This window comes from Nocardia grenadensis (assembly GCF_050942415.1).
Taxonomy (GTDB): Bacteria; Actinomycetota; Actinomycetes; order Mycobacteriales; family Mycobacteriaceae; genus Nocardia; species Nocardia grenadensis.
In genome coordinates this window covers 2,588,779-2,614,153 of sequence record NZ_CP192054.1, presented here as the reverse complement: position 1 = coordinate 2,614,153, position 25,375 = coordinate 2,588,779, and the positions used below count along the sequence as shown (strand labels likewise).

The following is a 25,375-nucleotide window of genomic DNA, read 5'->3' as shown; positions in this document are numbered from 1 at the left end:
TTTCGAAGGTGAGTCCGATGTCGATCGAAACCCGGGAGTCCCGGCTCGAACACCGCATCGCGGAGCTGTACCGCACCGACGAGCAGTTCGCCGCTGCCCGGCCCGACCCGGCGGTCACCGCGGCAGCCGCGAAACCCGGTTTGCGCGCGTTCGAGATCGCGCGGACCGTGATGGAAGGTTACGCGCACCGGCCCGCGCTCGGGCACCGTGCGATCGAGTACGTCACCGACGAGCAGACCGGGCGCACCACGACGACACTGCGGCCCGAATTCGAGACCGTCACCTATCGCGAGGTATGGCACCGAGCCGGTGCGATCGCCGCCGCGCTGACCGCCGACGGCGTACGGCCGGGCGATCGTGTCTGCATGCTGGGGTTCACCAGTGTCGACTACACCGTGATCGATGTAGCGCTCACCCGGATGGCCGCGGTGGTCGTCCCGCTGCCGACCAGTTCGGCCGCGGCCCGCCTGCTGCCCATAGTCGCCGAGACCGAACCGGTGGTGATCGCGGCGAGTATCGATCGGCTCACGGATGCCGTGGAACTCGCGCTCACCGGCCACGCCCCGGCCCGGCTGATCGTTTTCGACCACCACGAGCGCGACGACGACGAGAACGCGACCTTGACGGCGGCCCGGGCGCGGCTGGCGGAGGCAGGTGGCACGGTGGTCGCCGAAACTCTGGCCGAAGTCGTCGCCCGCGGCGCGGTGCTGCCGCCCGCGCCGGCGCCGGCGACCGTCGAGGCGGACTCGCTGGCGCTGTTGATCTACACCTCCGGGAGCACCGGGGCACCCAAGGGAGCCATGCTCACCGAGCGGCTGGTGGCCGACCACTGGCGGGCCGCGAGCAGTGAGAAATGGGGCCAGCGTGGGACCGAACCGGCGATAGCGCTCGGCTTCATGCCGATGAGCCACATCATGGGGCGCGCCATTCTCTACATGACGCTGGGCCGCGGCGGCACCGTTTTCTTCGCCGCCACCAGCGACCTGTCGACCCTCCTGGACGATCTGGCCCTGGTCCGGCCCACCCAGCTCTCCTTCGTACCCCGGATCTGGGAAATGCTCTTCCATCGGTTCCAGGGCGAAGTGGCCCGCCGCGGCGGCGACGGAACCGACCGCACGACCTCGGAAGCGGAGGTGGCGGCGGACCTGCGCCGGAATCTGCTGGGTGGGCGGTATCTCGCGGCGACGACGGGTTCGGCGCCGATCTCGGCCGAGATGCGGGCGTGGGTCGAGTCCTTCCTCGATATGCATGTGGTGGACGGCTACGGTGCCACCGAAACCGGGAGTATTGCTGTGGACGGCCGGGTGCGCCGACCACCGGTCACCCGCTACGAACTCGTCGATGTCCCGGATCTGGGCTACTTCCGCACCGACCGCCCGTACCCCAGAGGGGAGCTGGTGGTTCGTTCGGACACGCTGGTCCCCGGGTATTACAAGCGTCCGGACGTGACGGCCGAAGTCTTCGACGCCGATGGCGCCTATCACACCGGAGACATCTTCGCCGAGGTCGGCCCCGATCAACTCGTGTACGTCGATCGCCGCAGCTTCGTACTGAAGCTTTCGCAGGGTGAATTCGTGACGGTGTCGAAGGTGGAAGCCGTGTTCGCCGAGAGCCCGCTGATCCGCCAGATCTACGTCTACGGCAACAGCACGCGCTCCTACCTCGTGGCAGTGGTGGTACCGACGGCCGCCGCACGGGAACGAGCCGGCGGCGACAGCCGCGCGCTCAAGCGGATGATCAGTGAATCCCTACAGCAGGTCGCGAAATCCTCGGGTCTGCAGTCCTACGAGATCCCGCGTGATTTCCTCCTCGAATACCAGCGGTTCACACCGGAGAACGGCCTGCTCACCGGTATTCGCAAACTGGCCCGGCCGACCCTCAAGGAGCACTACGGCCCGCGCCTGGAGCAGCTGTACACCGAGCTGGCCGAAGCCGAGGCCGAGGAGCTGCGCGCCGTGCGCCACGGCGCCGGGGACCGGCCCACTATCGAGACGGTCGTGCGCGCGGCCGCGGCCCTGCTGGGTGCCGCCACCGGTGAGATACGCCCGGACGCGCATTTCACCGACCTGGGCGGCGACTCCCTGTCGGCGCTCACCTTCGGACAACTGTTACGCGAGATCTTCGGGGTCGAGGTCCCGGTGGGTTTCCTCATCGGCCCCACCGCCGACCTCCGGGCGGTCGCCCACTACATCGACGAACAACGGGCCGGCGCCCGGCGCCCCACCTTCGCCGCGGTGCACGGTGCGGAAGCGACCGAGGTGCACGCCGACGAACTGACACTCGACAAGTTCCTCGACGAACGCACGCTCGCGCGGGCGCCCCACCTACCGGGTCCGAGCGAGACGGTCCGGACGGTCCTGCTCACCGGCGCGACGGGATTCCTCGGGCGGTATCTGGCGCTGGAATGGCTGGAACGGATGGCCCGCGCCGGCGGAACACTGATCTGCCTGGTCCGCGCCACAGACGACACCGCGGCCCGGTCCCGGCTCGACGAAACCTTCGACTCCGGCGACCCGGTACTCACCGCGCGCTACCGGGAGCTCGCCGCCGATCATCTCGAGGTGATCGCGGGTGACAAGGGCCGGGCCGATCTCGGACTGGACCACGACACCTGGCAGCGGCTGGCCGATACCGTCGACGTGATCGTCGACCCGGCCGCACTCGTCAATCACATCCTGCCCTACAGCGAATTGTTCGGCCCCAATGTCGTGGGTACCGCTGAACTGATCCGGCTCGCGCTCACCACGAAGCAGAAGCCCTACACCTACACCTCGACCATCGCGGTGGGCGATCAGGTCGCGCCCGCGGATTTCACCGAGGACGCCGATATCCGCGTGATCAGCCCACACCGCAGCATCGACGACCGGTACGCCAACGGCTACGGGAACAGCAAATGGGCGGGTGAGGTGCTGCTACGGGAGGCCGCCGACCTGTGCGGTCTGCCGGTGGCGATATTCCGCTGCGATATGATCCTCGCCGATACCGAGTACGCGGGCCAGCTCAATGTCCCCGATATGTTCACCCGGTTGATGTTGAGTCTGGAAGCCACCGGCACGGCCCCCTTGTCCTTCTACGAACTCGATCCGGACGGCCGGCCGCAGCGCGCCCACTACGACGGGCTTCCGGTCGGTTTCATCGCCGAGGCCATCGTCTCGCTCGGCGCCCGCGCGGGGACCGGGTTCCACACCTACCACGTGATGAACCCGTACGACGACGGGATCTCGCTGGATACCTACGTCGACTGGCTCATCGACGCCGGCCATCCCATCCAACGGATACCCGATTACGACAGCTGGTTGCGGCGGTTCGAGACCGCGGTACGCGCCTTGCCGGATCGGCAGCGACGGTATTCGCTGCTACCGCTGCTGGACAGCTACCGGAAACCGCAGCGAGCGGTGCGCGGTTCGATCGCGCCCACCGAACGGTTCCGCGCGGCGGTGCGACACGCGAAGATCGGCGCCGACCGGGATATCCCGCACGTGACCCCGGAGATCATCGTCAAGTACAGCACCGACCTCCACCTACTGGGTCTGCTGTAGCCGTGCCCGCGGTACTCGCCGGCACGGTGCGCTGCCGCTACCGCGGATCCGCTGCGGTCATTCGCCCGACTACTCGTCGTGGATCCGGAACTCGGGCGAGGTACCGCTGATCGGCACGCGGTCGCTGCCCGGTTTCACGGCGTCGCCGAAGTACCGGATGCGATAGCTGCCGGGCGTCGCATCGGCGGGGCTGTCCCATGTGATGGTGACCCGTGAGCTCGAGGCGGCGCCACGTGACCAGCCGAAGGTGGTCGACCAGTCGCCGTCGTCGGCGATCGTCCGCCACCGCTCCCCGTCGCGCCGCTGCACCATGAGATAGGTACTGCCGCGGTGTAGGTCGTGATTGGGGTACGCGCCGGCGAATTCGACACTCACCCGCTCCCCCGCGCGATAGGCCGGCTCGGGCTCGCTGAGCACATCCCCGAAGTCATGTCCCACCGGCGGAAAGTCCGGCGACGAGAACGCTTTCGCGCGACGCTGCACTTCCGACAGATCGGGCGCCCCGGTGCCGGCGGGGACCGGGCTGCCGTCGCGCATCGCGGTCGCCAGCTGCGCCGCGATCTGTTGCAGGGCCGGCAATTCCCAGCGGCCGAACAAGGTGCTCGCGCCCTCGTAGTGCTGGGCGTCGTACTCCTCGGGGGTGGTGACGTAATGGATATAGGCGTTGCTGTATCCGGCGACCAGCACATCGGCCGGCTCTACGCCGAGGACGGCCGCCACCGTGCGCCGCAACCGCAGCCCGGCGACAATCGTCACCTCGCCGGGAATACCGAGCAGATACAGCTCGCCGAGCTGGAGGAGTTGGACCGGAACGATCTCCTGCACGTAGGGCCCGAACCGATTGAGCAAGCCGCCCGGCGCGACGATCGCCTTGGGCGCCTGCGCATCCCGCAGCGCGGGCGCGAACCGGTACGCCAACCGCGACAGCAGATCCCAGCCGGGATTACGTCCTTCGCGGAAGGTCTTCCAGTGGGTGGGTCCGTCGTACCCCGCGCCGGCGAAGGCGGCCGCACCCCCGGCGGGTCGTCCGGTGCGATGCTCGCGCTCATCGCCGGTGAATTCCGGGGAGACGGTCACGGCGGACAGATCGACGTGCACCACACGGTGGTCGATGCTGCCGGCCATCCGCGGCACGTACCCCGCGGCGAGTTTCGCCGCGGCCTCGTACTGGCGCAGACCGACCACCCGAGCGTTGTCGAACTCGTCGCCGGCGTTATCGGGCCTACCGTCCGGATTCGGCGACATATCCCCCGCGTTGGTCTGCGCGAAGGCGGCGACGAAGTCGGGATCCGGGTCCACCAGATAGTTCACGCCTTCGACCACGCGCTCCCAGTGATAGGCCGCGTAGCCCTTGTTGTCCCCGCTGATCAGTGTGTTCCGGCTGGACATCGAGGTGCCGTGCGTCGCGAACCAGTTGATGGCGCCGACTGGTTCGCCCTCGCGATCGATGCGCAGCAGCGTCGTCTGCGGATCGACGGCGTCGGGAAAGAAATCCCTGTCCTCCTGCGGGTTCCGGTCGAATGCCGCACGTGAGCGATTGACGCTGGCCGCGCGCAACTCGCCGTGCGCCAGACGCAGGGTGGCCGGGGCGAGATCCTCGTGTGCTCGTTCGACCGCCTCGATGATGCCGTCGACGATCGCCGCGAAGGTTTCGGGGCGGAACCCGCCCGAGCCGTTGTACAACCGGTGGTGCGAATAGCCACCGGGCCCGCAGTGGGTGTGGGTCGCCGTGAGCATCACATTGGAGTGGGTGTAGGTGTCGCCGAAGCGCTGGGCCAGCCGGCGCAGCACCTCCTGGGTGATGCTGGAGAAGATCAACGGCAGATCGTTCACGACCAGCAGCACCCGCCGATCGACGAGCGGGTCGACGAAGACGAAGGCACGGGAGCGCAGCCGGAGATGTATCCCGGCGGTCTTCTGATCGGCCTTGCCGTAGCCGAGCATGCCGACCTCGGCCGGTTCTCCGGTGATGTCGGCAATGGCGCGCCCGACCAGATGGCGGTCGGTCGCATAGTTCGTTTCCGGCATCGACCTCTTCTGTCCTTTTGGATTCGGCCCGCCGCAGCGGTTCGGGTTCGGTTACACAGACAAACTAGCAAGGACGAAGTCGGGTTTCGCATTGCGCGATCGACGGTTTCGCGGTCACCGGCATCGGGAAGCCACCGGGCGACCATGAGCACATACGCTACGGTTCCCGGCACCATCGACCCGTTCATGCGCCTCTCCCGTGAAAGACCACGCACGATGACCGCTTCTGCACACCCACCGCGGCACCGGCCCGGGCCGCCGTCGGAGCCGACGCCGGCCCGCATAGCCGCTATCGTTCTCCAGATCGGGGCGGGGCTGCGCACTCGGGAATCGGAGATCGCCGCGGGAATGACCCGGCGGATCCTCCACACGATCGACTACACCCGGGCCGATCCGCGGCTTTCGGACCTGCGGACCGCCAGCATCCAGGCCAATGTGACCACCATGGTCGAGATCCTGGCCAACAATATCCCGGTAGATCACCTGCAACCGCCCATGGCAGCCGTCGAATACGCGCGGCGGATGGCGCAACGCGATATCCCGTCCAACTTCCTGGTGCGGGCCTACCACATGGGCCAGAACACCATGATGCGTATCTGCTACGACGAGGTCGCGCAGCGGAGCCTGCCGACGGCCCTGGGACTTGCCGTTCTCCAACGCCTCACCGAGAGTGTCTACGCCTACACCGACTGGATCATCGAGTACGTCTCCGCGGCCTACGAGACCGAACGCATGCGGTGGGTCGAGGCCCGCGGAACCGTGCACTCCGCCACGGTGCACACGCTGCTGTCGACACGGACACCGGATCCGGCAGGGTTCGAGGCAGAGACCGGTTACGGTCTCGACCGGGCACATCTGGCGGTGATTCTGTGGTCCACGGGCAGCGACGAGGTCGCCACGGCTCTGCTGGCTTCCGGCAGCCGGGCCATCACTCACGCAATACAGGCCGATGGCCCGCCACTGGTGACAGCCATCGACCGGCGGACGGTATGGGCGTGGTTCCCGTTCGACCGACAGCCCGCCGTCGACGCCGACGGGTTCCGGTCGGAGGCCGATCTTCCCGCGCAGGTTCGGCTCGCAGTCGGACTGCCCGGACGGGGACACGACGGTTTCCGCCGCTCCCATCAACAAGCCGCCGCCGCCTATTTCGTCGCCACTCTGCCGGGGATACCGCCCGGCTGCCGGACGATCGGGTTCGGTGACCCCGGCGTCGCGGTGGTGTCGCTGCTGGCCAAAGACCTCGACGCGACCCGGGCGTGGGTGCGCGAGGTACTCGGAACGCTCGCCGACGACACCGAACAGGCAGCAACATTACGAGACACTCTCCACACCTTCTACGAAACCGGCGAAAGCCACGTGCATACCGCGCAGCAGATGACCCTGCACCGCAACACCGTCAAATACCGCATCACGAAGGCCGTCGACGCCACCCGGATCAGTGGAGCGGGTCACGAGAAGCTGGATATCGCACTGGCACTACGGATCTGCCGCTTCCTGGGACGGAGTGTGCTGCGTCCGCCGTCCTGACGGTTACCAGGTCGGGTGGCAGGACCACCCCACCGCACCGGGTGGCGCGCTTCGCGCCGATCCTCGACAGCTCGGGATGGACAAGACCGGTACCGTCACTCGAATCGGGGCAGACCGGCCTCGTTACCGACGGGGAGACCGCCACCGAACGCACACGAGGGCAGCGACGGTCGAGTGCGTTGTGCGGCGGGGACAAAGGCGCTCCATCGAATGTGCACGTCTGACAAACTTTTCGATCGACGAGGCAGATTCGTTGTTCTCGATAAACTGCTTCAGTAGAGTCGTCCGGGTCTACAACGAAACGTTGTACGACGCGGACGGAAAGGGAATTGCGCGATCAGAGTAGGCCGATATTCGCGGCAAGGTAGACGGTCGTACCGCACTGCATGATCGCGACATGTCGACCAGCCCGGTGTGCACATGCGAACGAATTCCCGGAATCGGCGACGACGCCCGCCCGAATCGAGACTGCGGGCGATATCGTTCGCGGCCATGGAAATTCGCGTGCCTCGTGGCCGCCGCGGCCGGGCCGGCGACCCGGCCGCATGCTGTCGGAGAAAGTTCTCGACAGCTCGAGAACCAGCGGTGTGCCACATCTTCTCAATCATGCGCACTTCAAGAATATTTGCCGGAGTTTTGTGGAGGAGATAGACGTGAAGCTCGAATCGACTACGGTTCCGGGGACGGCGGCAATACCGGCCGACACCGCAGAAAAATCCCGCACCGGGGCCGGGCCCGCCGATCAGTCGCACCCGGCCATCCGGGCCGGAATCGCCGGCCGCATTCGAGGAGCGCGGTAGCAAGATCGATGGCGATCAGGGATATACAAGCATTCGCACACCTCACCGCCGAGGATATCGAGTCGCTCGGCCACGATTTGGATCGGATCCGCACCGATATCGAGAAGGCACGCGGACCCGGAGATCCATTCCGCTTGTTGGGAATGGGATTTCGCCGGCCCGTCCAGCCATTGGAAACGCGCACACAACCATATCCACCACACCTATACCAATGTCTATGGCATGGACGCCGATCTCGGCTTCGTGGTGCTGCGGATGACCCGGGACGAGCCCTGGCGTCCGATTCATCTGATCCAGCCCGTAACGAGCCTGCTCATCGCGGCGGGCTTCGAAGTGGTCATCGCCGTGCACGATTTGGCGCTCGAGCGACGATATCTGGGCATCCCGCGCAACCGGTGGCGCTCGAAACCGAGTATCGAGTTCGCGCGGAAGTTCGCCCGCCAGGCGAGTAAGGATCTGCTGTTCTACCCCGCGCTGAGCGGACGACAGTTCAAGCAAATCCTTGTAGCGAATATCTCGGCGCTGCTGTTGCGAAACGTATGGTCGTTCGTCGTTATCATGTGCGGTCACTTTCCCGACGGCGCCGAGAAGTTCACCGCCGATCATCTGGACAGCGAGACCCGCGGCGAGTGGTATCTCCGGCAACTGCTGGGCAGCGCAAACTTTCACGCCGGACCCGTCCTGGCGCTCTTGACCGGGAATCTCTGCTACCAGATCGAGCATCATCTGTTTCCCGACCTGCCGAGCAGCCGCTATCCCGAGATCGCCCGGCGTGTCCGCGCCCTGTGCGATGAATACGACCTGCCCTACACCACCGGCTCGCTCCCCGCGCAGTTCTGGTTGTCCTATCGCACCGTGTGGAAGCTCGCGCTACCGGACCGTCTCCTGCGCAGCACCTCCGAGGATGCCGCCGAAACACGGTCCGAACGTAAGTTCCTGGACAGTACGCCGGGCGCAGGCAGCGGTCCCGGCCGGCAACTCGTCGACCAGAGCACCGGTGCACGGCGCGGGCTCCGCACCGCGTTGGCCGCGACGGCCTCGGAACAAGGGAATGCCTCCGGCTCCGGCCGCGGACTCCAGCGCTGGATCGCGGCATTCACGGGCGAGCGAGGACAACGGTGACAGATCAATCGTCCACAGCGGAACGTCCGATTGTCCGTATTCTCGCCGGGGTCGCCGGCCGCAGCCTCGCCTTGATGGTGGGAATGAGCATCGGGTCGGTGGATGCACTCACCGCCCGGCGCGCCCAGTACCTCGGGCCCACCGCGCCGGCTCTGCAGCCGGTCGTCGTGGGCGTCAGTGGCGGTGCGCTCGCGGCAACCGCGACGGCGCTGGGCATGACACGTGACCGCGCCCGGATGCTCGCGATCGATCACCCCGAGCACGAAATCCTCGGCACCAGAAGCCTGCGTGGCTTGATGACACAGCGCGCCCTCTATCCGCACGCACGGATTCGCGAACTCGCCCACGCATTCGCCGGAGACCGCACCTTCGCCGACTTCGCCCTCGGGCCCCCGGGATCCGAACCACACCGTGTGGCCTCGTCGCTGCTGATCCCGGTCTACGCGGCCGGTCACGGCACCCTGCTGCTGCCCCGGGACCTGCCGAAGCTGGGCCTGGCCGATCTGCCCGTTGCCGACGCAATCGTCGCCGCCACCCGGATACCCGGGGCCCTGCCCGCCGCCGCCGGACTCGACGACGTCTTCGACGGCGGCTGCCAATACCGCGTCCCCCGCGATATCTTCGCCGCGGACCCCGCCCTCGTGCTGGATCTCTACGGACCGGAACCCCACGACAGCCGGGGCGGATTAATTTTCCCGCTGCTCCACCCGTCACTGCCCTCCATCGCGCACCGCCCGCGACCATTCCGCGACCGGACCCTGCGCGAGTCGACCATCTTCGCCCACCGGCGCTATGGGGCAGCGCTCAGTGCGCCGGCCCAGACCTCCGAGGAACTGTTCGACACCGGGTACGACATCGCCACCACCTGGATCCGGACCCGGACCGAAGAGCAACTCCGGCACGTCGTCGACGCGCACGTTCTCGGACCATCGGAAGCAGTCTCCACAGCCGATCGGCAGCGAACCGCTGGTCTGTCACACGCCGTCACCGAATAGCGAGCGGGGTACCCGCCGGAAAATCACGACCCGACCACGCCGCTTGTGCACCCGTGGCTCGTCATCGGCCGGCGTCCACGAGTCTCCTCTGAAGGACCCGTGCGGACGCGGCTCGGATCGGGCCCGGCTCTATATCCGGCACCGGCAGAGGTGGGGCCGATGACGGCGGGACTTTCCTTTCCGGTCACGCCGACCCCGATGGGGCGACAGGTCCGTTCCCGCTGCTGGTCGACCGCTCACCCGGCTGCGTTCTCCCCGCCGGGCTTCGGGCCGTCCTGCCGAGGACTACGGCACCGAGGTCACCCGGCGAAGGGTACCGGCGGTCAGTCGTCGAGGATCTCGACCTGATTCTTGTAGAAGGCGACGTAGTTCTCGATCTCGGCTGCTTTTGCCTTGGGTTCGGGGTAGTACCAGGCGGCGTCGGGCAGCGGCTCGGCATTGCCGACATCCACGGTGTAGTAGTCGGCCCGGCCCTTCCATGGACAGAACGTATGCGTATCGGTGGGCTCGAAGAACTCCTTCCGTATCGAGCCCGGCGGGAAGTAATGGTTACCTTCGATGATGACGGTGTCGTCGCTGGACGCGATCGTTACGCCGTTCACGACTGCCTTTGTCATCCCTCGATTCTGCCGTAGCACCCGGCCGAGCGCAGGTACCGAACCCGGCGCCGCTTTCGGCGCCGAGCGCTCCCGGCTCACCCCACGCGTGTGCCGCTGTCGTCTCGGCTTCGACCGAACGACAGTTTCTCCGCCGCCCGGCGTCGGCCCGATTCCGGATCGGCGCCGAAGCGCACGGCGCAGCGTTCAGGGAGGTGCGGCATTACGGGCCACCTCCGGACCCGGACGCGACGAGCCGACGATGGGCCGGGGCGGCCTCTCGCCGGCGGGCCGAGGTGGGCCTGTTCAGGGCGTCAGGGCCGGGAGACGGCCGATCTCCCGGCCGATGCGAGTCAGCAAGTGCCGGGTCAGTTCGGGGTCACCGGCGGTATCCCGGTCGGTGTAGTCGCCGAGGGAGTAGATGGTGGTGAATCCCGCCGGGCCCCATCGGTCCGGGGACAGCGTGTTCCGGCCGGCGACGGCGACGACCGGAACGGGGCGGGCGCGGCGGGCCAGTACCGCGGGTAGTTTGCCGTTCGCGGTCTGCTCGTCGATACTGCCCTCGCCGGTGACCACCAGGTCGGCACCGGAGCGGAGCCGATCGAACCCGAGCAGGTCGAGGAAGTACCCGGCGCCCGACTCGATCGTGCCGCCGAGCAGTAACGCGGCGAAACCGATTCCGCCCGCGCTGCCCGCTCCGGCCGTGGCCGCGAGGGCTGTCGCGTCCGGGTAGCCGCTGCGGGCGAACGCGCGAGCGAGGTTACGCAGGCCGATATCGAGGAACCGCACCTCGGCGTCGGTGGCCCCTTTCTGTGGCCCGTACACCGCCGCCGCGCCGTCCGGCCCGAACAAGGGGTTGGTGACATCACCGGCGACCACTATCTCGATGCCGGTCAGCCTTACCGCCCGTGCGGAGTCGACGGTGTGGACTCGACCCAGGTTCCGTCCGCACGCGCGCAGTCGTATTCCCCGCGCATCGGCGAAGGTGAAGCCGAGCGCCGCGAGCAGTCCCATGCCGCCGTCGGTGCCGGCGCTGCCACCGAGGGCGAGGACCAACCGGCGCGGCCGGAAGCGCAACGCCTGCGCGATGGCCTGCCCCATCCCGAGACTGCTCGCGTCCAATGGCAGCAGGCGTCCGTTCGGCAGGGTGGTGAGGCCGCAGGTACTGGCGACCTCTACCACAGCGGTGCCGTCACGGACAGCGATCCACCCATAGCTCGGAGTCCCCGCCGCGCCGGCCACCGTTACCGGATGCGGCGTGAACCCGGCCGCCACTGCGGCGTCGACGCTCCCGTCCCCGCCGTCGGCCAGCGGCATTCTGTCGGTGTCGACACCCGCCGCCGCCAAGCCCGCCGCCAGCCGGTCGGCCACCTCGGCGGCGGAAAGGCTTCCTTTGAACTTGTCCGGGGCGACCAGAACCCTCACGCGGTCGGCTTCCTCTCGGTTGATCCGGCAGTGGGTCGGGGATCAGTCCGCGTGCGCCACCGCACCGAGCAGATCCCGGACCCGGTTGGCGACCGTGATGAATTCCGGCGTCTCCATCGTCGTGGCGTAGTTCCGGTGCGCGGGCAGATCGACGTCGAGCAGTTCGACGATCCGGCCCGGCCGCGGGCTCATCACGACCACCCGGTTGGCGAGGTATACCGCCTCGGCCACCGAATGGGTGACCAGCAGTACCGTGGTGCCCGTTTCCCGCCAGATCCGATGCAGCTCGACGTTCATCCGTTCCCTGGTGAGCGCGTCCAGAGCACCGAACGGCTCATCCATCAGCAGCACTTCCGGTTCGTGCAGCAGGGCCCGGCACAGCGAAACCCGCTGCTGCATACCGCCGGAGAGTTCGTGCGGCAGGGCGTCCTCGAATCCGCTGAGCCCGGTCATCTCGATGAGACGCGCGCATTCGGCCGCGGCCGCCCGTTTGTTCAGTCCGCGCATTTCGGCCTGGAGCAGGATATTCTTGCGGACGGTCCGCCATTCCAGCAGTGCGGCACGCTGGAATACATAGCCGATATTGCGCTGCGGCCCCCGCACGGGGGCGCCGCCGAGTTCGACGCTGCCCCCGCTCGGATCGGTGAGACCGGCCACGACTTTCAGCAGCGTCGATTTGCCGCAGCCGGACGGGCCGACGATCGAGACGAACTCGCCTCGACGTACCTGCAGGTCGACGTCGTGCAATGCGGTGACCTCGCCACGTTTGGACGAGAACCGTACGGTCAGATCGGCGACCGCGACCGCGGTATCGGTGCGGGCGATGGTGTCGGTGGGTGTGCTCATCTCGTCACCTGTCCGGTCACGGCTTGCCGGCGGGAGTGAACTGCGCGTCCCAGTACTTGGCCGGGTCCTCGGCTTTGTCGAGGAGCTTCGCACTGCTGAGGACATCGATCGTGGCGCGCCAGTTCGCTTCGGCATTGGTTCCCGGCGCCTTCCCGGCGGTCTCCGGTGTGCTGAGCAGCGGGATCGTCTGCTGCCACTGCTGGAGCAGGACCTGCCGCGGCGGCAGCTGCGGATCCTTGCCCTCCATCGCGGCGACCGCTGCGTCCGGGTCGGCGACCGCGGCGGCGAAGGCCTCGCTCGTCGCATCCACCATGGCCTGTACCAGCTCGGGCGAGGATGCGATGGTGGCCTCGTTCACGATCAGCCCGTTACTGAAGAAGTTCAGGCCCTGGTCGGAATACCGCAGATAGCGGACCTCTTTGCCGCTCTTGTTCGCGATGGTGGGGCCCTGGTCGTGCGCGAATCCGATGAGTCCGTCGACCCGGCCCGAGAGCATCGCCGACATCTTGCCCGCCGAGTCCAGGCTCTGCTGGGTCACCTGATCCGCCGACACACCCGCCTTGTCCAGATAGACCGGGAAGGTCGTGGTCGGCGCGTCACCCGCGGAGACGGCAATGGTCTTACCCGCCAGATCCGCCGGGGTCCGGATATTCGAATCGGCGAATACCTGCACTGCCGAGGGTGTGGTCTGGAGGTAGACGCCGACGCTCTTGATCTTGACGCCCTTGTCGATATTGCTGAGCACGGCCGGTGTATCGGCCCAGCCGAAATCGGTCTGCTTCGAACCGGTGGCCTGCGCGGTCTTGGTCGAGCCCTGACCGGCCGAGATCTGCAGATCGATACCGTGCTTCGCGAATATCCCCTCCTGCACTCCGTAATAGAACGGTGCGTGCTCGCCGTAGGGATACCAGTTGAGCATCAACGACACCGCGGTGGTCTTCCCATCGGCGCCGGGATCCTTCGCGTCATTGCCGCCGCCCCCGCAGCCGGCCAATACCAGGACCGATGCCACCGCGGCGGCGCCGATCGTCGTGAGTCTGCGAATTCCGAATTTCATGCGAGTTTCTCCAGCTTTGCCGCGAATGCGGTTGTTCGGCATGCTCAGGCCGCGCCGACGGCCGAGGCCGTGGAGCGACGCGAGGCGTGCCATGGAATGAGGAACTGCTCGGCGATTTCGATGATCGCGAACAGGATGATGCCCAGCAGGGACATGATGATCAGGGCGGCGAACAGCATCGCTGTGTCGATATTTCCATTGGCTTGCAGGATCACATAGCCGAGCCCTTCGTTCGCGCCGACGAATTCGCCGACGACTGCGCCGGTGACCGCGAGGGTGGCGGCGATCTTGAGGCCGGACATCAATTGCGGCAGCGAGGCCGGAAAACGGACCTTCACGAATGTCTTCCAATTACTCGCGCCCATGGTGGAGGTGAGCTCGAGGATTTCGGGATCCACCGAACGCAACCCGGCCATACCGGCGATGACGATCGGGAAGAAGGCCATCAGCACGGCGACGAGGATTTTGGGGCTCGTGCCGAACCCGAGCCATACGATGAACAGCGGGGCGATCGCGATCTTGGGTATGACCTGCGCGAAGAGGATGAGCGGATACATCGTTCGCTCGACACCACGGGAGTAGATCATCACCAGTGCGACGGCTTCGCCGATCACGGCGGCGATAACGAAGCCGACCACTGTTTCGTAGGTCGTCACCCAGGTGTTCTGGAGCAGGTATGCCGAGTTGTCGGCGGCGGTGCGCCAGGTATCCGCCGGCGACGGCAGGATGTAGGGCTCGACGAGCTCGAACTCGGTAACGGCCCACCAGGCGACGACGAGCACCGCCACCAGGGCGAGTGGCCGCCACACGGTCGACCACAGAGTGGATGGGGATGGGAGCTTCCGACGCCGAGTACGGGCGGGTTGCGCCGGGTTCGGTGCGGAGGGGCTGGCCTCGACGGACGTGACTACCGCCATCTGGGGTCCTAAAGCTAGTAGTGGAGCGGGGTTCGCACTACACCCGCCGGGAATGCGCTTTCCGAAGCTGTCACCGAGGCTAGTGTGACCGGACCCACAGTGTCAAGGGTTCGTAATTTTCCCAGTTCAGACCGGGCGCAAAATGCTGCTGTCGCGCAGGATGACGCGTCCGGGGACGAGTTCGTGGACGTGTGCGGCCGTCGCCGAGTCGTCGAGCGCGAGCCGGACGGCGTGCTCGCCGATCTCCACCAGCGGCAGCGCCACCGTCGAAAGACCGGGCACATGGTCCCGCAGCGTCGGAATATCGTCGAACCCGGCGACACAGACATCATCGGGGACCGCGAGGCCCAGCCCGCGCCATGCCGCGATCGCTCCGATCGCCATCACATCACTGACCGCGAAAACACAGGGCGCGGCGTTGCCGACCGCTCCGGAGCGCAGGTCCAGCGCGGCGGCGAGGCGACGAGCGGCGCCGGCCCCACCGTCCCGCGAGAAGTCTCCCGCGATCTCCACCAGCGGTGTCACACCCTGCGCCGCGAGCGCCTCGACGAAACCGTTGCGCCGGTCGACCGCGGTCCTGATATTGCCCGGCCCACCGATGACGGCGAAGTCCCGGTGCCCCTGCTCGAGGAGGGCGTATGCCAATTGCGCCGAGGCCGAGTGGTTTTCGGGTTCCACTGCGGCACCGAAAGACAGCGGCTGCCCTATCACCACAACCTTGCCGCTGTTGTCCAGGTACCGCGCGCATTCCTTCTCGAGATCGCGGTCGAGATCCCCGCTCTGGCGTGACCCCGCCAGGATGATCGCGTCGGCGCGGTGCGAGATGAAGGTGCTCACGGATTCGCGTTCGATATCGAAGTCGCGTTGCGTACTGGCCAGAAGCACGAGCTTGCCCGCCCGGCGCGCGGCCACCTGGACACCCTGCACGATCGAGGAGAAGTAGGGGTCGGCGATATCGTGCACGACGAGTCCGATGAGTCCCGTCGAAGCCCGCGCGAGAGCCTGGGCCTGGGCGTTTGCCACATATCCCAATTCGGCGGCAGCGGCGCGCACCCGGTCGGCGACGCCTTCGCCGGGGACCCGCGAGGAGCCGTTGAGCACCCGAGACGCGGTCGCCAGGGAGACGCCCGCCCGGGTCGCGACATCTTGCAATCTCACAGCCGCCATGGCCAGGTGCCTCGTTCTCTCGATAGTCGTGGGGGTTGACCGGACTTCAGGACTAGCATAGCTTGGAAAGCGCATTCCGACGCTGCTCGTCCACTCCGCGTATACGGATCCATCCGCATCGTCCACGACCCGTTCCGCGGTCGTCGGCCACGCAAATCAGAAGAGGCACAGACCAATGCCCGATTCCCCTGCCCCGCGCACGCTCCGCATCGCCATGAACGGCGTCACCGGTCGCATGGGCTACCGCCAGCACCTGATGCGATCGATCCTGCCTATCCGCGATGGCGGTGGGCTGCTGCTCCCGGACGGCACCCGCGTCCTGGTGGAGCCGGTCCTCGTCGGCCGCAATGCCGCCCGGCTCGCCGAACTCGCCGAACAGCACGGCATCGCCGAATGGAGCACCGACGCCGCCGCGGTCATCGCCGACCCGTCCATCGATATCTATTTCGACGCGCAGGTCACCTCACGTCGCGCCGAGGCGCTCGCCGCGGCGATGAAGGCGGGCAAACACGTCTTCACCGAGAAGCCGACCGCCGAGACCCTGACCGAAGCCGTGGAACTGGCCCGGGTGGCGGCCGACGCCGGCGTTACCGCGGGCGTCGTGCACGACAAGCTCTACCTGCCCGGCCTGGTGAAAATGCGCAGGCTCGTCGACGAAGGCTTCTTCGGCCGGATCCTGTCGCTGCGCGGCGAGTTCGGGTACTGGGTCTTCGAGGGCGACGGCCAACCCGCCCAGCGACCCAGCTGGAACTACCGGACCGTGGACGGCGGCGGCATCGTCGTGGATATGTTCTGCCATTGGAACTACGTGCTCGAGGGCCTGCTCGGCAAGGTCGAGGCGGTCACCGCGAAAGCGACGACCCATATCCCCACCCGATGGGACGAACAGGGGCAGCCGTATTCGGCCACCGCCGATGATGCCGCCTACGGGATCTTCGAGATGGAGAACGGCGTCGTCGCGCAGATCAACTCGTCGTGGGCGGTCCGCGTGTACCGCGATGAGCTCGTCGAATTCCAGATCGACGGAACGCACGGCTCAGCCGTCGCCGGCCTGCGCAAATGCGTCGCCCAGCATCGCTCGCACACGCCCAAGCCGGTCTGGAATCCGGATCTCCCGGTCACCGAGCCGTTCCGTGATCAATGGCTGGAAGTGCCCGCGAACGCGGATCTGGACAACGGTTTCAAATTGCAGTGGGAGGAGTTTCTCACCGACGTGGTGAACCGACGGTCGCATCGCTACGGGCTACTGTCCGCCGCCCGCGGTGTCCAACTGGCCGAACTGGGCCTGCGCAGTTCCGCCGAAGGCCGCCGGATCGAGATCCCGGAGGTCACGCTGTGACCGCCATGTCCACCGGTGTGTCGGTCGTGCTTCCCGTCGACGGAGGGCTCGAACCGTACGTTCTCGGCACACCGGGCGCCTGGACACGGCCGACGGCACCGATCACCTCGCGTGTGGCTTTCGCTGCCGCACATGTGATTCCACGGGTGACCGGCGACAACACACCGGGCGCGCCCGCGGCTGTCGACTGGGACGCGACCCTGGCCTACCGGCACGAATTGTGGTCCTACGGGCTCGGTGTCGCCGATGCCATGGACACCGCACAGCGCGGCATGGGCCTCGACTGGGCAGCGACGGCCGAATTGATCCGGCGATCCGGCGCCGAGGCGGCCGCGGCCGGTGGCAGGCTCGCCTGCGGCGCCGGGACCGATCAGCTCGACCCCACCGGACTCCCCGCCGGATCGGCCGGCCTCGACCGGATCATCGACGCCTACCGCGAGCAGATCGATGTGGTGACCGATGCCGGAGCGCAGGTGATCCTGATGGCCTCACGGGCACTTGTACAGGTCGCCCGTTCGGCCGCCGACTACCTCTATGTCTACGAGAAGCTGCTGGCCGGTGTGGACCGACCGGTGATCCTGCACTGGCTCGGCACCATGTTCGATCCCGCGCTGCACGGGTACTGGGGCAGCTCCGATATCGATACCGCTACTGCGACCTTCCGTACGCTCATCGAGAACAACCGATCGAAGATCGACGGAGTCAAGGTCTCGCTGCTCGACGCGGCACACGAGGTCGCACTGCGCCGCGCGCTGCCCGACGGGGTGCGGCTGTACACGGGTGACGATTTCAACTATCCCGAGCTGATCGTCGGTGACGCGCAGGGGCATTCGGACGCATTACTGGGTATCTTCGCGGCGATCTACCCGGCCGCGTCGACCGCGCTACAGGAACTCGACAACGGCAATGTAACGCGTGCGTCGGAAATACTCGGCGCCACCCGGGCACTCGGTCGGCACATCTTCGCCGCACCGACCTACTACTACAAGACGGGTATCGCATTCCTGTCGTGGCTCAACGGCCGGCAACCGGGTTTCTCGATGGTGGCAGGGCTGGCCACGGGGCGGTCCGTACCTCACCTGGCCGAATTGTTCCGCCTCGCGGACAAGGCCGGACTGCTGTCGGACCCGGAGCTGGCCGCCCACCGCATGCGGGTCTACCTCGAGCTGAACGGTTCTATCTCATGACATCTGTTGCGGCACAGCATATTCCATTCGACCCGGCCGATCCGTATCGATCGCTGTCGCTGAATACGGCGACAACGAAGCGGTGGACGCTCACCGAGGCGGTAGAGGGCGCGGCCCGTGCGGGGCTCGGCGCGGTCGGGCTGTGGCGCGACCGGGTCGACGAAATCGGCGCCGCCGCCGCGGCGAAGATCGTCGCCGACGCCGGGTTGCGCGTCTCCAGTCTGTGCCGCGGCGGCTTCCTGACCGAGTCGGGCGATGGTCGGGCGGCACTCGACGACAACCGCCGTGCCATCGACGACGCGGCGACGCTGAGCACCCGGGAACTGGTGATGGTGGTCGGCGGTATACCGGACCGGGACCTCGTCGCCGCCCGGGAGCGGGTGAACGAGCGGCTCGCTCTACTGGTCCCGTATGCGGCCGAGCGCGGTGTCCGCCTCGCCCTGGAGCCGCTGCACCCGATGTTCTGTGCCGACCGTGCGGTGATATCCACACTGGCGCAGGCTTTGTCCATGGCCCGGCCGTTTCCGGCGGAGACCGTGGGCGTCGTGGTCGACACCTTCCATATCTGGTGGGATCCGGCCGTGGCGGAGCAGATCGCCCAGGCCGGTGCCGCCGGACGGATCAGCTCCTATCAGGTGTGTGACTGGCTGAACCCGATGACCGCCGATCCGCTGCTGTCGCGCGGCATGATGGGCGATGGCGTCATCGATTTCGCGACCATCGGCGGGTGGGTTCGCGCCGCCGGTTACCGCGGCGACGTCGAGGTCGAGATCTTCAATGCCGCGCTCTGGGCCGGCGACGGCCACGAGGTGATCGAGACGATGAAGCAGCGCTACCGCGATCTGGTCCTCCCGTCCCTCGTGGACTGACCGGACAGGGCAACCCGGCCCGGGCCCATCGGTCCCGGGCCGGAATCGGCCGGCCGCCACGATGCGCGCACTGCGCCGGTTCAGCCCGCCGGTTTCGTTCGCTGCGCCGCGAGAGATGGCGTCGGCACCCGGCCCGCTTCCGGCGAAGTTGTCCATCGAGCGGAACGATTGCCGCGCCTGCTCGAACGCGGCGTCCAGGAAATCGCGTCGCAGACCGAGTACGGGCTCCCACAGCGCCGGATCATCGACCCGGCCCTGCTTGGGGAATCGATCGCGTCGGCACCTCGGTGCACAGCGCACGATCGCCGGAAGGGCGACCGCGGAACCGGTCACTCGTTGCAGCCGAGTAAGGAGTCCGGTCCTGGGCACGCACCCCTCGGCACAACGGATCGGTCCGCGACCACTCGGCGGGGTCGGCGACGGACCGGTGACTATGCGCCGGCCAGTGCCACGTTCCAGGCGTCGTACTCGTACACCCAGTCGCCGTTGCCCGCTGTTTTCAGCCATTCGTTGGACCGGGAGCCGCGCTGGATCCGGGCGGTCCGGTCCATCCGGGTGGTCTCGTACCCGATCAGGGCATCGGCCACGTCGGCGTAGGTATCCGACCCGAGGCAGCGCGCCAGCACCACCGCGTCCTCGATCGCCTGCCCCGCTCCCTGAGCCATGAACGGCATCATCGGATGGCACGCGTCGCCGAGCAGGGTGACCCTGCCCTGTGTCCACCCGGGCAGCGGATCACGCACGTACAGCGCGGATTTGAGAACGTCGTCACAGGCGTCGAGCAGGGCGCGCGCCTCCGGGTGGAAGTTCCGGTACAGGTCACGCAGTTCGTCGGCGCTGCCGGGGGTCGTCCACGACTCCTCGGTCCACTCCTCCTGCGCGCAGGTGGCGAAGATGAAGATGTCCTTTCCCTGGCTCAGCGGGAACGTCACGATCTGGGTCGCGGCGTCCGGCCCCCACCATTTGGTGAAGCTGTCCAGATTCGGCACCGCGGCGACCGCCGCCGCCGGGACGACCGCACGGAACGCCACGACACCGGTGAAGGTGGGATGCTCGGGGCCGAACAGCGCGGTGCGGACCGCGGAATGGATACCGTCCGCACCGATGATCACGTCGGCTCGGTGGACCCCGCCGTCGGCGAAATGGATTACTCCGTCGCGGATATCGACGACCTGTCGGCCCAGCGAGATGTTGTCCTCCGGCAGCGCCGATTCGAGGGCGGACATGAGATCACCGCGGTGCAGAGTGAGTTGCGGTGAGCCATAACGTGCCTCCGCCGAGGACCCCATCTCGAGCCGTGAGGTCTCCGCGCCCGTATCCCAGGTCCGGCTGATCCGGAACTGCGGCCGGGCCGCCGAATCCCGCAGCGCCGCACCCAGGCCGAGGCCGTCGAGCGCGCGGACGGCATTCGGGGTGAGATTGATATCCGCGCCGACCCGGGCGAATCGGCTCGTCCGCTCGAAGACCTGCGCGTCGATGCCGATCTTCCGGAGTGCGAGGGCTGCGGTGAGACCGCCGATACCCGCCCCGCAGACGGCCACGCTCGGTGCCTTGCTCATGATTCTGTCCTCAACTTTCGAGAGTGTGCGTGCGATCCGAACCGGCGGCGGACCAGGTGCCGCTGTGTGACCCGATGACGCCCTGGGCCTCGATCTCCACCTTCAGGCCGGATTCGACGAGCGCCGATACCTCGACCAGCGTCGAGCACGGGAAGTCGCCGGAGAACACCTCGGCGCGCGCCCTGCCGACCGCCGCCCGGTCGGCGATATCGGTCAGATAGACGCGCAGGACGAGGATGTCGTCCACGACGGCCCCGCAGGCCTCGGTGAGCGCGCGTACCCGCCGGAACGCCTCCCGGGCCTGTAGATAGGTGTCGGCGCCGCCGACGATCCCGCCGGGTTCACCCGCATGCATCCCGGACAGGAAGAACTGATCGCCGTGCACCCTGGCATTGCTGAACATGCCCGGCCGCGGCGCCTCCGCGACCGTCTCCGCCGCCACCCGGGTCATACGCCGCGCCGCTCGCCGGATTCGCGGGTCAGCCGCTCGCGCACCGGCACGAAGTCGTAGGTCGGGTAGAAGTCGGTGTGGAACACACCCCACGCCCGCCGTTCCAGCTCCACATTGACGGCGGCAAGCCGCGCCACCGGTAGCCGCAGTGTCACGATCTGTCCCACGCCCATCGCGACCACCCAGGAGACGACCTCGCAGCCCGCGGGCGGAAAATTCTGCCACCAGCCGGCCTCGTCGAGCCGGCCCTGGATCTGTTCCAGGTTCTGCGACTGGTCGTGCCGCAGGAACACCGTCAGCATCATGGTGTCGGCGGAATCCGCCCGCGGCGCGCTCATACCGTTTCGCCCGCCAGGATCGCCGCCTGTTTCCTCGCGTCCGCGCGGTAGATGCGGCGAATACGCGAGACACCGAGGTCGTGCTGGTACAGGTGTTCTTCGTGGTCGGCGTCGGCGGCCAGGGCCTCGAGCACCTCGCGGTCCTGTTCGAGCACTTCCCAGTGCCGGGCCTCGAGCCGGGTGCGGTAGAGGAAGCGCCACACCTCACGCTCCCAGCCGTCCACGCGGCGGGTGCGCCAGTGGAAGATCGCGGAATTGTCCGCGTCGATCGGGGTGGCCATACCGACGATGCCGAAGACGCCGCCGGGGCCGGCGTTCGGCGCGTAGGGGATCTCCAGGTCGACGTAGTCCATGGATCCGCGCACGTACTCGACCCAGTCGAAGTTCACACCGACCTGATCGGTTTTCTCGAAGAAGAAGCCGCGGTCGGTTTCCCGGATCCGGAAGCGCGCCGAGGTGTCGCCGCCGAACATCGAATGCGAATCGCGGTGCAGGAACGCACCGTGCATCGGGTCGAGCACATTATCCATATAGAAACGCCACGGTCCGGCCCATTCCGCGAAGTTCGGAAACCAGGACACCGCCTCGTCGGTGAGCCGATCGGGCAGGACGAACGGCGTGGGCTCGGAATCCTCGGTCAGCGGGACGTACGCGAAAATGGTGTCGGCGGCCTCGACGACCCGCAACGACACCGTCGCCCGCTTACCTTCGAGCGCGCAGCCGGGCATACCCGGCACGGAGACGACGGTGCCGGTGCCGTCCACCTGGACACCGTGGTATTTGCAGGCGAGCCGGTCGCCGAGGTGCTGGCCCACCGACAGCGGTGCGCTGCGATGCGGGCAGCGGTCCTCGAGCATATGGACGGTCCCCCGCGGGTCCCGGAACAGCACCCAGTCGACGGACAGCCGGGTGACCTTCTTGGATTCCCCGGGCTTCACCATGCGCGAGGGCAGGATCGGATACCACCGGTCACGCAGCCCGGTGGCGGCGATATCCGCGGCGGTCATCTCCTTGCGGACACCGACCGCGCGCTTCTTCGGACCGCCGGTCGCGGTCGGGGCGGATGTGGTCGCGGTGGTCATCTCAGTCTCCCAGTCGTCGCATCTCGGCGCGGAAATTGTCCTCGGTCCAGGCCTGCCCGTCGGGCGCGTGCAGGCCCAGCTCGTTCAGTCCGGCGATCAGCCCGGGCAGATCGTGGGTGCCCCGGCCGAAGATCTCCATGATCGAACCGGACAGCTTGGTCTCGTAGGGGCTGATCGGTTCGGGGTGGGTCTGATTGGGCTCGAGGTAGTGCTCGGTGGTGTCAGGCATGGGTTTTCTCCTGTTGCTGCGATGCCATGGCATCGAGACCTTCGGCGATGACGGTGAACGCGGTGACCCATTCGTTGAACGAGGCAGCGCGTTCGCGGTGGGCCGGGATCGTGGCGCCGTCGATGACGACGAACACCCCGTTGTCGATACCGCCGGCGATGCTCTGTGCCTGCGCGATATCCACGCGCTCGTCGGGGACCGAGGCGATCACCAGGGTCGGGGCGGCCACCTGTGCCAGCAGTTCGCCGTATCCGGGAGCGTCCGGGTCGGCCTCCGGGTCGCCCAGCACGAGGCTGGTGACGAGCGCGGGGTACCGGGCGGCGAGGGCGATGGCGCCGTATGTGGTGGCGCCCGTGGCGAGGAGGTGCACGCGGTCGTGGCCGAGGGCTGTCACGGCGGATGCCACCTCGTCGACCCAGGCGTCGACGTGCTCCGCGTCGGCCGCGTCCAGCGCCCGGGACCGGTGCGCGATCGCGCCGAGCGTTTCGATCTGGCCGGCGAACCAGCGGGCCGGGCCCGGTCCGGCGTGCAGGCACACCAGCGCGTGCGCCGGGGTGTCGTCGTCCCATTCGTTGCCGGTCATCGGATCAGCCCTCCCGAATCGGGATGTGCACCGGTGGGGTGAAGGGGCCGGGCGGCGGTTCGACCGCGGCCACATCGACCTCGACGATCGCCGGACCGCGGGTCGCCACCGCGTCCGCGAACGCCTTCGCGAAACGTCCCGGGCCCTGGACCAGGGTGTAGGGCATATCGAGTGCGGACGCGAGCAGATCGAACCGGGGCGTGAACAGATCGACACCGGACCGGTCGAAACCGTTGGCCGCCTGCATGTTCCGCAGTACACCGTAACCACCGTCGTTGAAGATCACCACGACGCACCAGGCGCCGTTGCCGGCGAGCGAGGCGAGTTCGCCGAGGTGTACGGCGAGACCGCCGTCCCCGGCGATCACCGCGGTCGGCACCTCGGGCCGTCCGAGCGCGGCGCCGATCCCCATGGCCAGGCCCTGCCCGATACCACCCCCGAGGGGGAAGATATTGGTCTCGCGTTCGTAGAAGGGCAGCAATCGGTTGCCCCACTGGCTGGAGGGGATGGTCACATCGCGCGCGACCACGGATTCGCGCGGCAGTACCGACCGCATCCCTTCGCAGATCTCCGCGTACCCGCCGATATAGGCCGTGAGCGCCGCGCGGACCGCCCCCCTGGTGTCGGTGACCCGGCCGGACCACCCCGGGTCCACCGAGGTGCTCGTCAGGCCGTCGTTGATCGCGGCGAGGGTGGCCGCGGCATCACCCACGAGGCCGACCTTCGCCGGATAGATACGGCCGACGGCCGCCGGGTCCACATCGATCTGGATTTGTGTGTCCGGTAACTGCAGGTGGTAGCTCTTGGTCTCGTTGGAGCGGAAGTGGGTGCCGATCGACAGCAGCAGGTCGGCGTCCGCGAGCAGGGGCGCGACCTCCGGCGCCGTCGCGAAGTTCCCGATCACCAACGGGTCGTCCTCGGGCACGATCGCCCGCCCCGAGTTGCTGGTCAGCAGACCCGCTCCGAGGGTGTGCAGCAGCGTGGCCAGTTCGGTTCTCGCGCCCGCCGCTCCCCCGCCGACCCAGATCAGGGGACGCTCGGCCGCCGCCAGCAGGGCGACTGCCGCGGTGATCGCGTCGCGCTCCGGTACCGGCACGTCGAAGACCGGCGGGTCGTACCCGCGCTGATCGGCCGGACGCGCCAGATATTGCAGATCCGAGGGCCATTCCACACTGGCCGGGCCCTGCGGAGCGGCGAGGATATGGGCGATGGCGGTTTCCAGATCCGCTTCGACATCCTCCGCGGCTTCGATGGTCGTCGCGTAACGGGAGACGGCATCGAGCATCTGCAGCTGTTTGGGCACCTCGTGGATCACACCCCGCGTCGATCCGCCGGAACCGAGGTACTCGCTCTCGATCTGGCCGGTCACATGCAGCACCCGGCTCCCCGCGGTCAATGCTTCGAGCATCGAACCCGCGGCATTTCCGGCGCCGGTCCCGGTGCTGGTGATCGCGACTCCGATCCTGCCGGTCGCGCGCGCGTAGCCGTCGGCGGCGTTGACTGCCGCGGCCTCATGGCGTACCGCCACGAAGTTCAGCTCCCGCGCCACCGCCTCGACGAGCGGCAGATTGTGGATGCTGATCACGCCGAAGGCGGTGTCGATGCCGTGCCTGCGCATTACGGCGACGAGCACATCGCCACCGGTGGGATCCTTCGCGCCGGGGCTGTCGGTGGTCGTCATGGGTTGTCCTCCGGAGAGATCTGGGAACGGCGGATCCG

General features: G+C 67.6%; 20 protein-coding genes and 1 pseudogene. 7 read left to right on the top strand and 14 right to left on the bottom strand.

Translation table 11 applies throughout. From position 1 onward, the window contains the following. Nucleotides 1-17 precede the first annotated feature (17 nt). The gene (car, locus tag ACQPYS_RS11790; RefSeq protein WP_433492611.1) at nucleotides 18-3,539 is read left to right on the top strand and encodes a carboxylic acid reductase; all 3,522 of its coding nucleotides are present in this window, start codon (nucleotides 18-20) and stop codon (nucleotides 3,537-3,539) included. A gap of 69 nt (nucleotides 3,540-3,608) precedes the next feature. Here the strand turns inward: car and ACQPYS_RS11785 are convergent, their stop codons facing one another. Next, nucleotides 3,609-5,567, bottom strand: coding sequence for a neutral/alkaline ceramidase (locus ACQPYS_RS11785; RefSeq protein ID WP_063036228.1), 1,959 nt, complete (start codon nucleotides 5,565-5,567; stop codon nucleotides 3,609-3,611). A gap of 216 nt (nucleotides 5,568-5,783) precedes the next feature. On the opposite strand from ACQPYS_RS11785, the gene ACQPYS_RS11780 reads away from it, so the two are divergent. The 3 genes and pseudogenes from ACQPYS_RS11780 (at nucleotide 5,784) to ACQPYS_RS11770 (ending at nucleotide 10,011) form a co-directional block, all read left to right on the top strand. Further along, nucleotides 5,784-7,094 (top strand): PucR family transcriptional regulator, encoded by a 1,311-nt coding sequence (locus ACQPYS_RS11780; protein WP_433492610.1) that lies wholly within the window; start codon nucleotides 5,784-5,786, stop codon nucleotides 7,092-7,094. A gap of 808 nt (nucleotides 7,095-7,902) precedes the next feature. After that, nucleotides 7,903-9,016, top strand: a pseudogene (locus ACQPYS_RS11775) (fatty acid desaturase family protein). Next, nucleotides 9,013-10,011, top strand: coding sequence for a patatin-like phospholipase family protein (locus tag ACQPYS_RS11770; protein WP_433492609.1), 999 nt, complete (start codon nucleotides 9,013-9,015; stop codon nucleotides 10,009-10,011). Before ACQPYS_RS11775 ends, ACQPYS_RS11770 begins: the two are co-directional and overlap by 4 nt. Nucleotides 10,012-10,334: 323 nt before the next feature. Here the strand turns inward: ACQPYS_RS11770 and ACQPYS_RS11765 are convergent, their stop codons facing one another. From ACQPYS_RS11765 to ACQPYS_RS11740, 6 genes are all read right to left on the bottom strand, one after another. After that, nucleotides 10,335-10,628, bottom strand: a complete 294-nt coding sequence (locus ACQPYS_RS11765; protein ID WP_431938957.1) for a DUF427 domain-containing protein — start codon at nucleotides 10,626-10,628, stop codon at nucleotides 10,335-10,337. Nucleotides 10,629-10,913: 285 nt separating this feature from the next. Continuing rightward, complete coding sequence (locus ACQPYS_RS11760) at nucleotides 10,914-12,032, bottom strand: glycerate kinase (RefSeq protein WP_433492608.1); 1,119 nt, start codon at nucleotides 12,030-12,032, stop codon at nucleotides 10,914-10,916. A gap of 42 nt (nucleotides 12,033-12,074) precedes the next feature. Beyond that, nucleotides 12,075-12,878, bottom strand: coding sequence for an ABC transporter ATP-binding protein (locus ACQPYS_RS11755; protein ID WP_431938959.1), 804 nt, complete (start codon nucleotides 12,876-12,878; stop codon nucleotides 12,075-12,077). Between the two features lie 16 nt (nucleotides 12,879-12,894). Beyond that, complete coding sequence (locus ACQPYS_RS11750; protein WP_063036346.1) at nucleotides 12,895-13,935, bottom strand: ABC transporter substrate-binding protein; 1,041 nt, start codon at nucleotides 13,933-13,935, stop codon at nucleotides 12,895-12,897. A gap of 44 nt (nucleotides 13,936-13,979) precedes the next feature. Beyond that, nucleotides 13,980-14,744 carry an ABC transporter permease gene (locus ACQPYS_RS11745; RefSeq protein ID WP_431938960.1) on the bottom strand — a complete coding sequence of 255 codons (765 nt, stop codon included), beginning with the start codon at nucleotides 14,742-14,744 and terminating at the stop codon, nucleotides 13,980-13,982. Nucleotides 14,745-14,978: 234 nt separating this feature from the next. Further along, complete coding sequence (locus ACQPYS_RS11740; RefSeq protein ID WP_433492607.1) at nucleotides 14,979-16,019, bottom strand: LacI family DNA-binding transcriptional regulator; 1,041 nt, start codon at nucleotides 16,017-16,019, stop codon at nucleotides 14,979-14,981. Nucleotides 16,020-16,194: 175 nt separating this feature from the next. Here ACQPYS_RS11740 and ACQPYS_RS11735 point away from each other — a divergent pair, with 175 nt between their 5' ends. From ACQPYS_RS11735 to ACQPYS_RS11725, 3 genes are read left to right on the top strand one after another with little or no spacing between them, the layout of a single operon-like run. After that, nucleotides 16,195-17,358 (top strand): Gfo/Idh/MocA family protein, encoded by a 1,164-nt coding sequence (locus tag ACQPYS_RS11735; protein WP_433492606.1) that lies wholly within the window; start codon nucleotides 16,195-16,197, stop codon nucleotides 17,356-17,358. Further along, nucleotides 17,355-18,545, top strand: a complete 1,191-nt coding sequence (locus tag ACQPYS_RS11730; protein WP_157107216.1) for a dihydrodipicolinate synthase family protein — start codon at nucleotides 17,355-17,357, stop codon at nucleotides 18,543-18,545. Before ACQPYS_RS11735 ends, ACQPYS_RS11730 begins: the two co-directional genes overlap by 4 nt. Next, complete coding sequence (locus ACQPYS_RS11725) at nucleotides 18,542-19,414, top strand: sugar phosphate isomerase/epimerase family protein (RefSeq protein WP_063036220.1); 873 nt, start codon at nucleotides 18,542-18,544, stop codon at nucleotides 19,412-19,414. Before ACQPYS_RS11730 ends, ACQPYS_RS11725 begins: the two co-directional genes overlap by 4 nt. Before the next feature lie 431 nt (nucleotides 19,415-19,845). On the opposite strand, the gene ACQPYS_RS11720 is transcribed toward ACQPYS_RS11725, so the two are convergent. Genes ACQPYS_RS11720 through ACQPYS_RS11690 form a run of 7 tightly spaced genes read right to left on the bottom strand, consistent with a single transcriptional unit; the run spans nucleotide 19,846 to nucleotide 25,337 of the window. Further along, the gene (locus ACQPYS_RS11720; RefSeq protein WP_433492605.1) at nucleotides 19,846-20,973 is read right to left on the bottom strand and encodes an FAD-dependent monooxygenase; all 1,128 of its coding nucleotides are present in this window, start codon (nucleotides 20,971-20,973) and stop codon (nucleotides 19,846-19,848) included. A 10-nt stretch (nucleotides 20,974-20,983) separates the two neighbouring features. Continuing rightward, nucleotides 20,984-21,424: a RidA family protein gene (locus tag ACQPYS_RS11715; RefSeq protein WP_433492604.1), complete on the bottom strand. Its 441-nt coding sequence runs from the start codon at nucleotides 21,422-21,424 to the stop codon at nucleotides 20,984-20,986. Further along, nucleotides 21,421-21,762 carry a hypothetical protein gene (locus tag ACQPYS_RS11710; protein WP_063036217.1) on the bottom strand — a complete coding sequence of 114 codons (342 nt, stop codon included), beginning with the start codon at nucleotides 21,760-21,762 and terminating at the stop codon, nucleotides 21,421-21,423. Before ACQPYS_RS11710 ends, ACQPYS_RS11715 begins: the two co-directional genes overlap by 4 nt. Next, nucleotides 21,759-22,844 carry a Rieske 2Fe-2S domain-containing protein gene (locus ACQPYS_RS11705; protein ID WP_433492603.1) on the bottom strand — a complete coding sequence of 362 codons (1,086 nt, stop codon included), beginning with the start codon at nucleotides 22,842-22,844 and terminating at the stop codon, nucleotides 21,759-21,761. Before ACQPYS_RS11705 ends, ACQPYS_RS11710 begins: the two co-directional genes overlap by 4 nt. A 1-nt stretch (nucleotide 22,845) precedes the next feature. Then, a complete protein-coding gene (locus tag ACQPYS_RS11700; RefSeq protein ID WP_039829149.1) occupies nucleotides 22,846-23,073 on the bottom strand; it encodes a recombinase-like helix-turn-helix domain-containing protein in 228 nt (75 codons plus the stop codon). After that, entirely contained in the window at nucleotides 23,066-23,656 is a 591-nt protein-coding gene (locus ACQPYS_RS11695; RefSeq protein ID WP_433492602.1) for an alpha/beta fold hydrolase, read from the bottom strand. The genes ACQPYS_RS11700 and ACQPYS_RS11695 overlap by 8 nt, the downstream gene beginning before the upstream one ends. Nucleotides 23,657-23,660: 4 nt before the next feature. Further along, nucleotides 23,661-25,337, bottom strand: coding sequence for a thiamine pyrophosphate-binding protein (locus ACQPYS_RS11690; RefSeq protein WP_433492601.1), 1,677 nt, complete (start codon nucleotides 25,335-25,337; stop codon nucleotides 23,661-23,663). Nucleotides 25,338-25,375 lie beyond the last annotated feature (38 nt).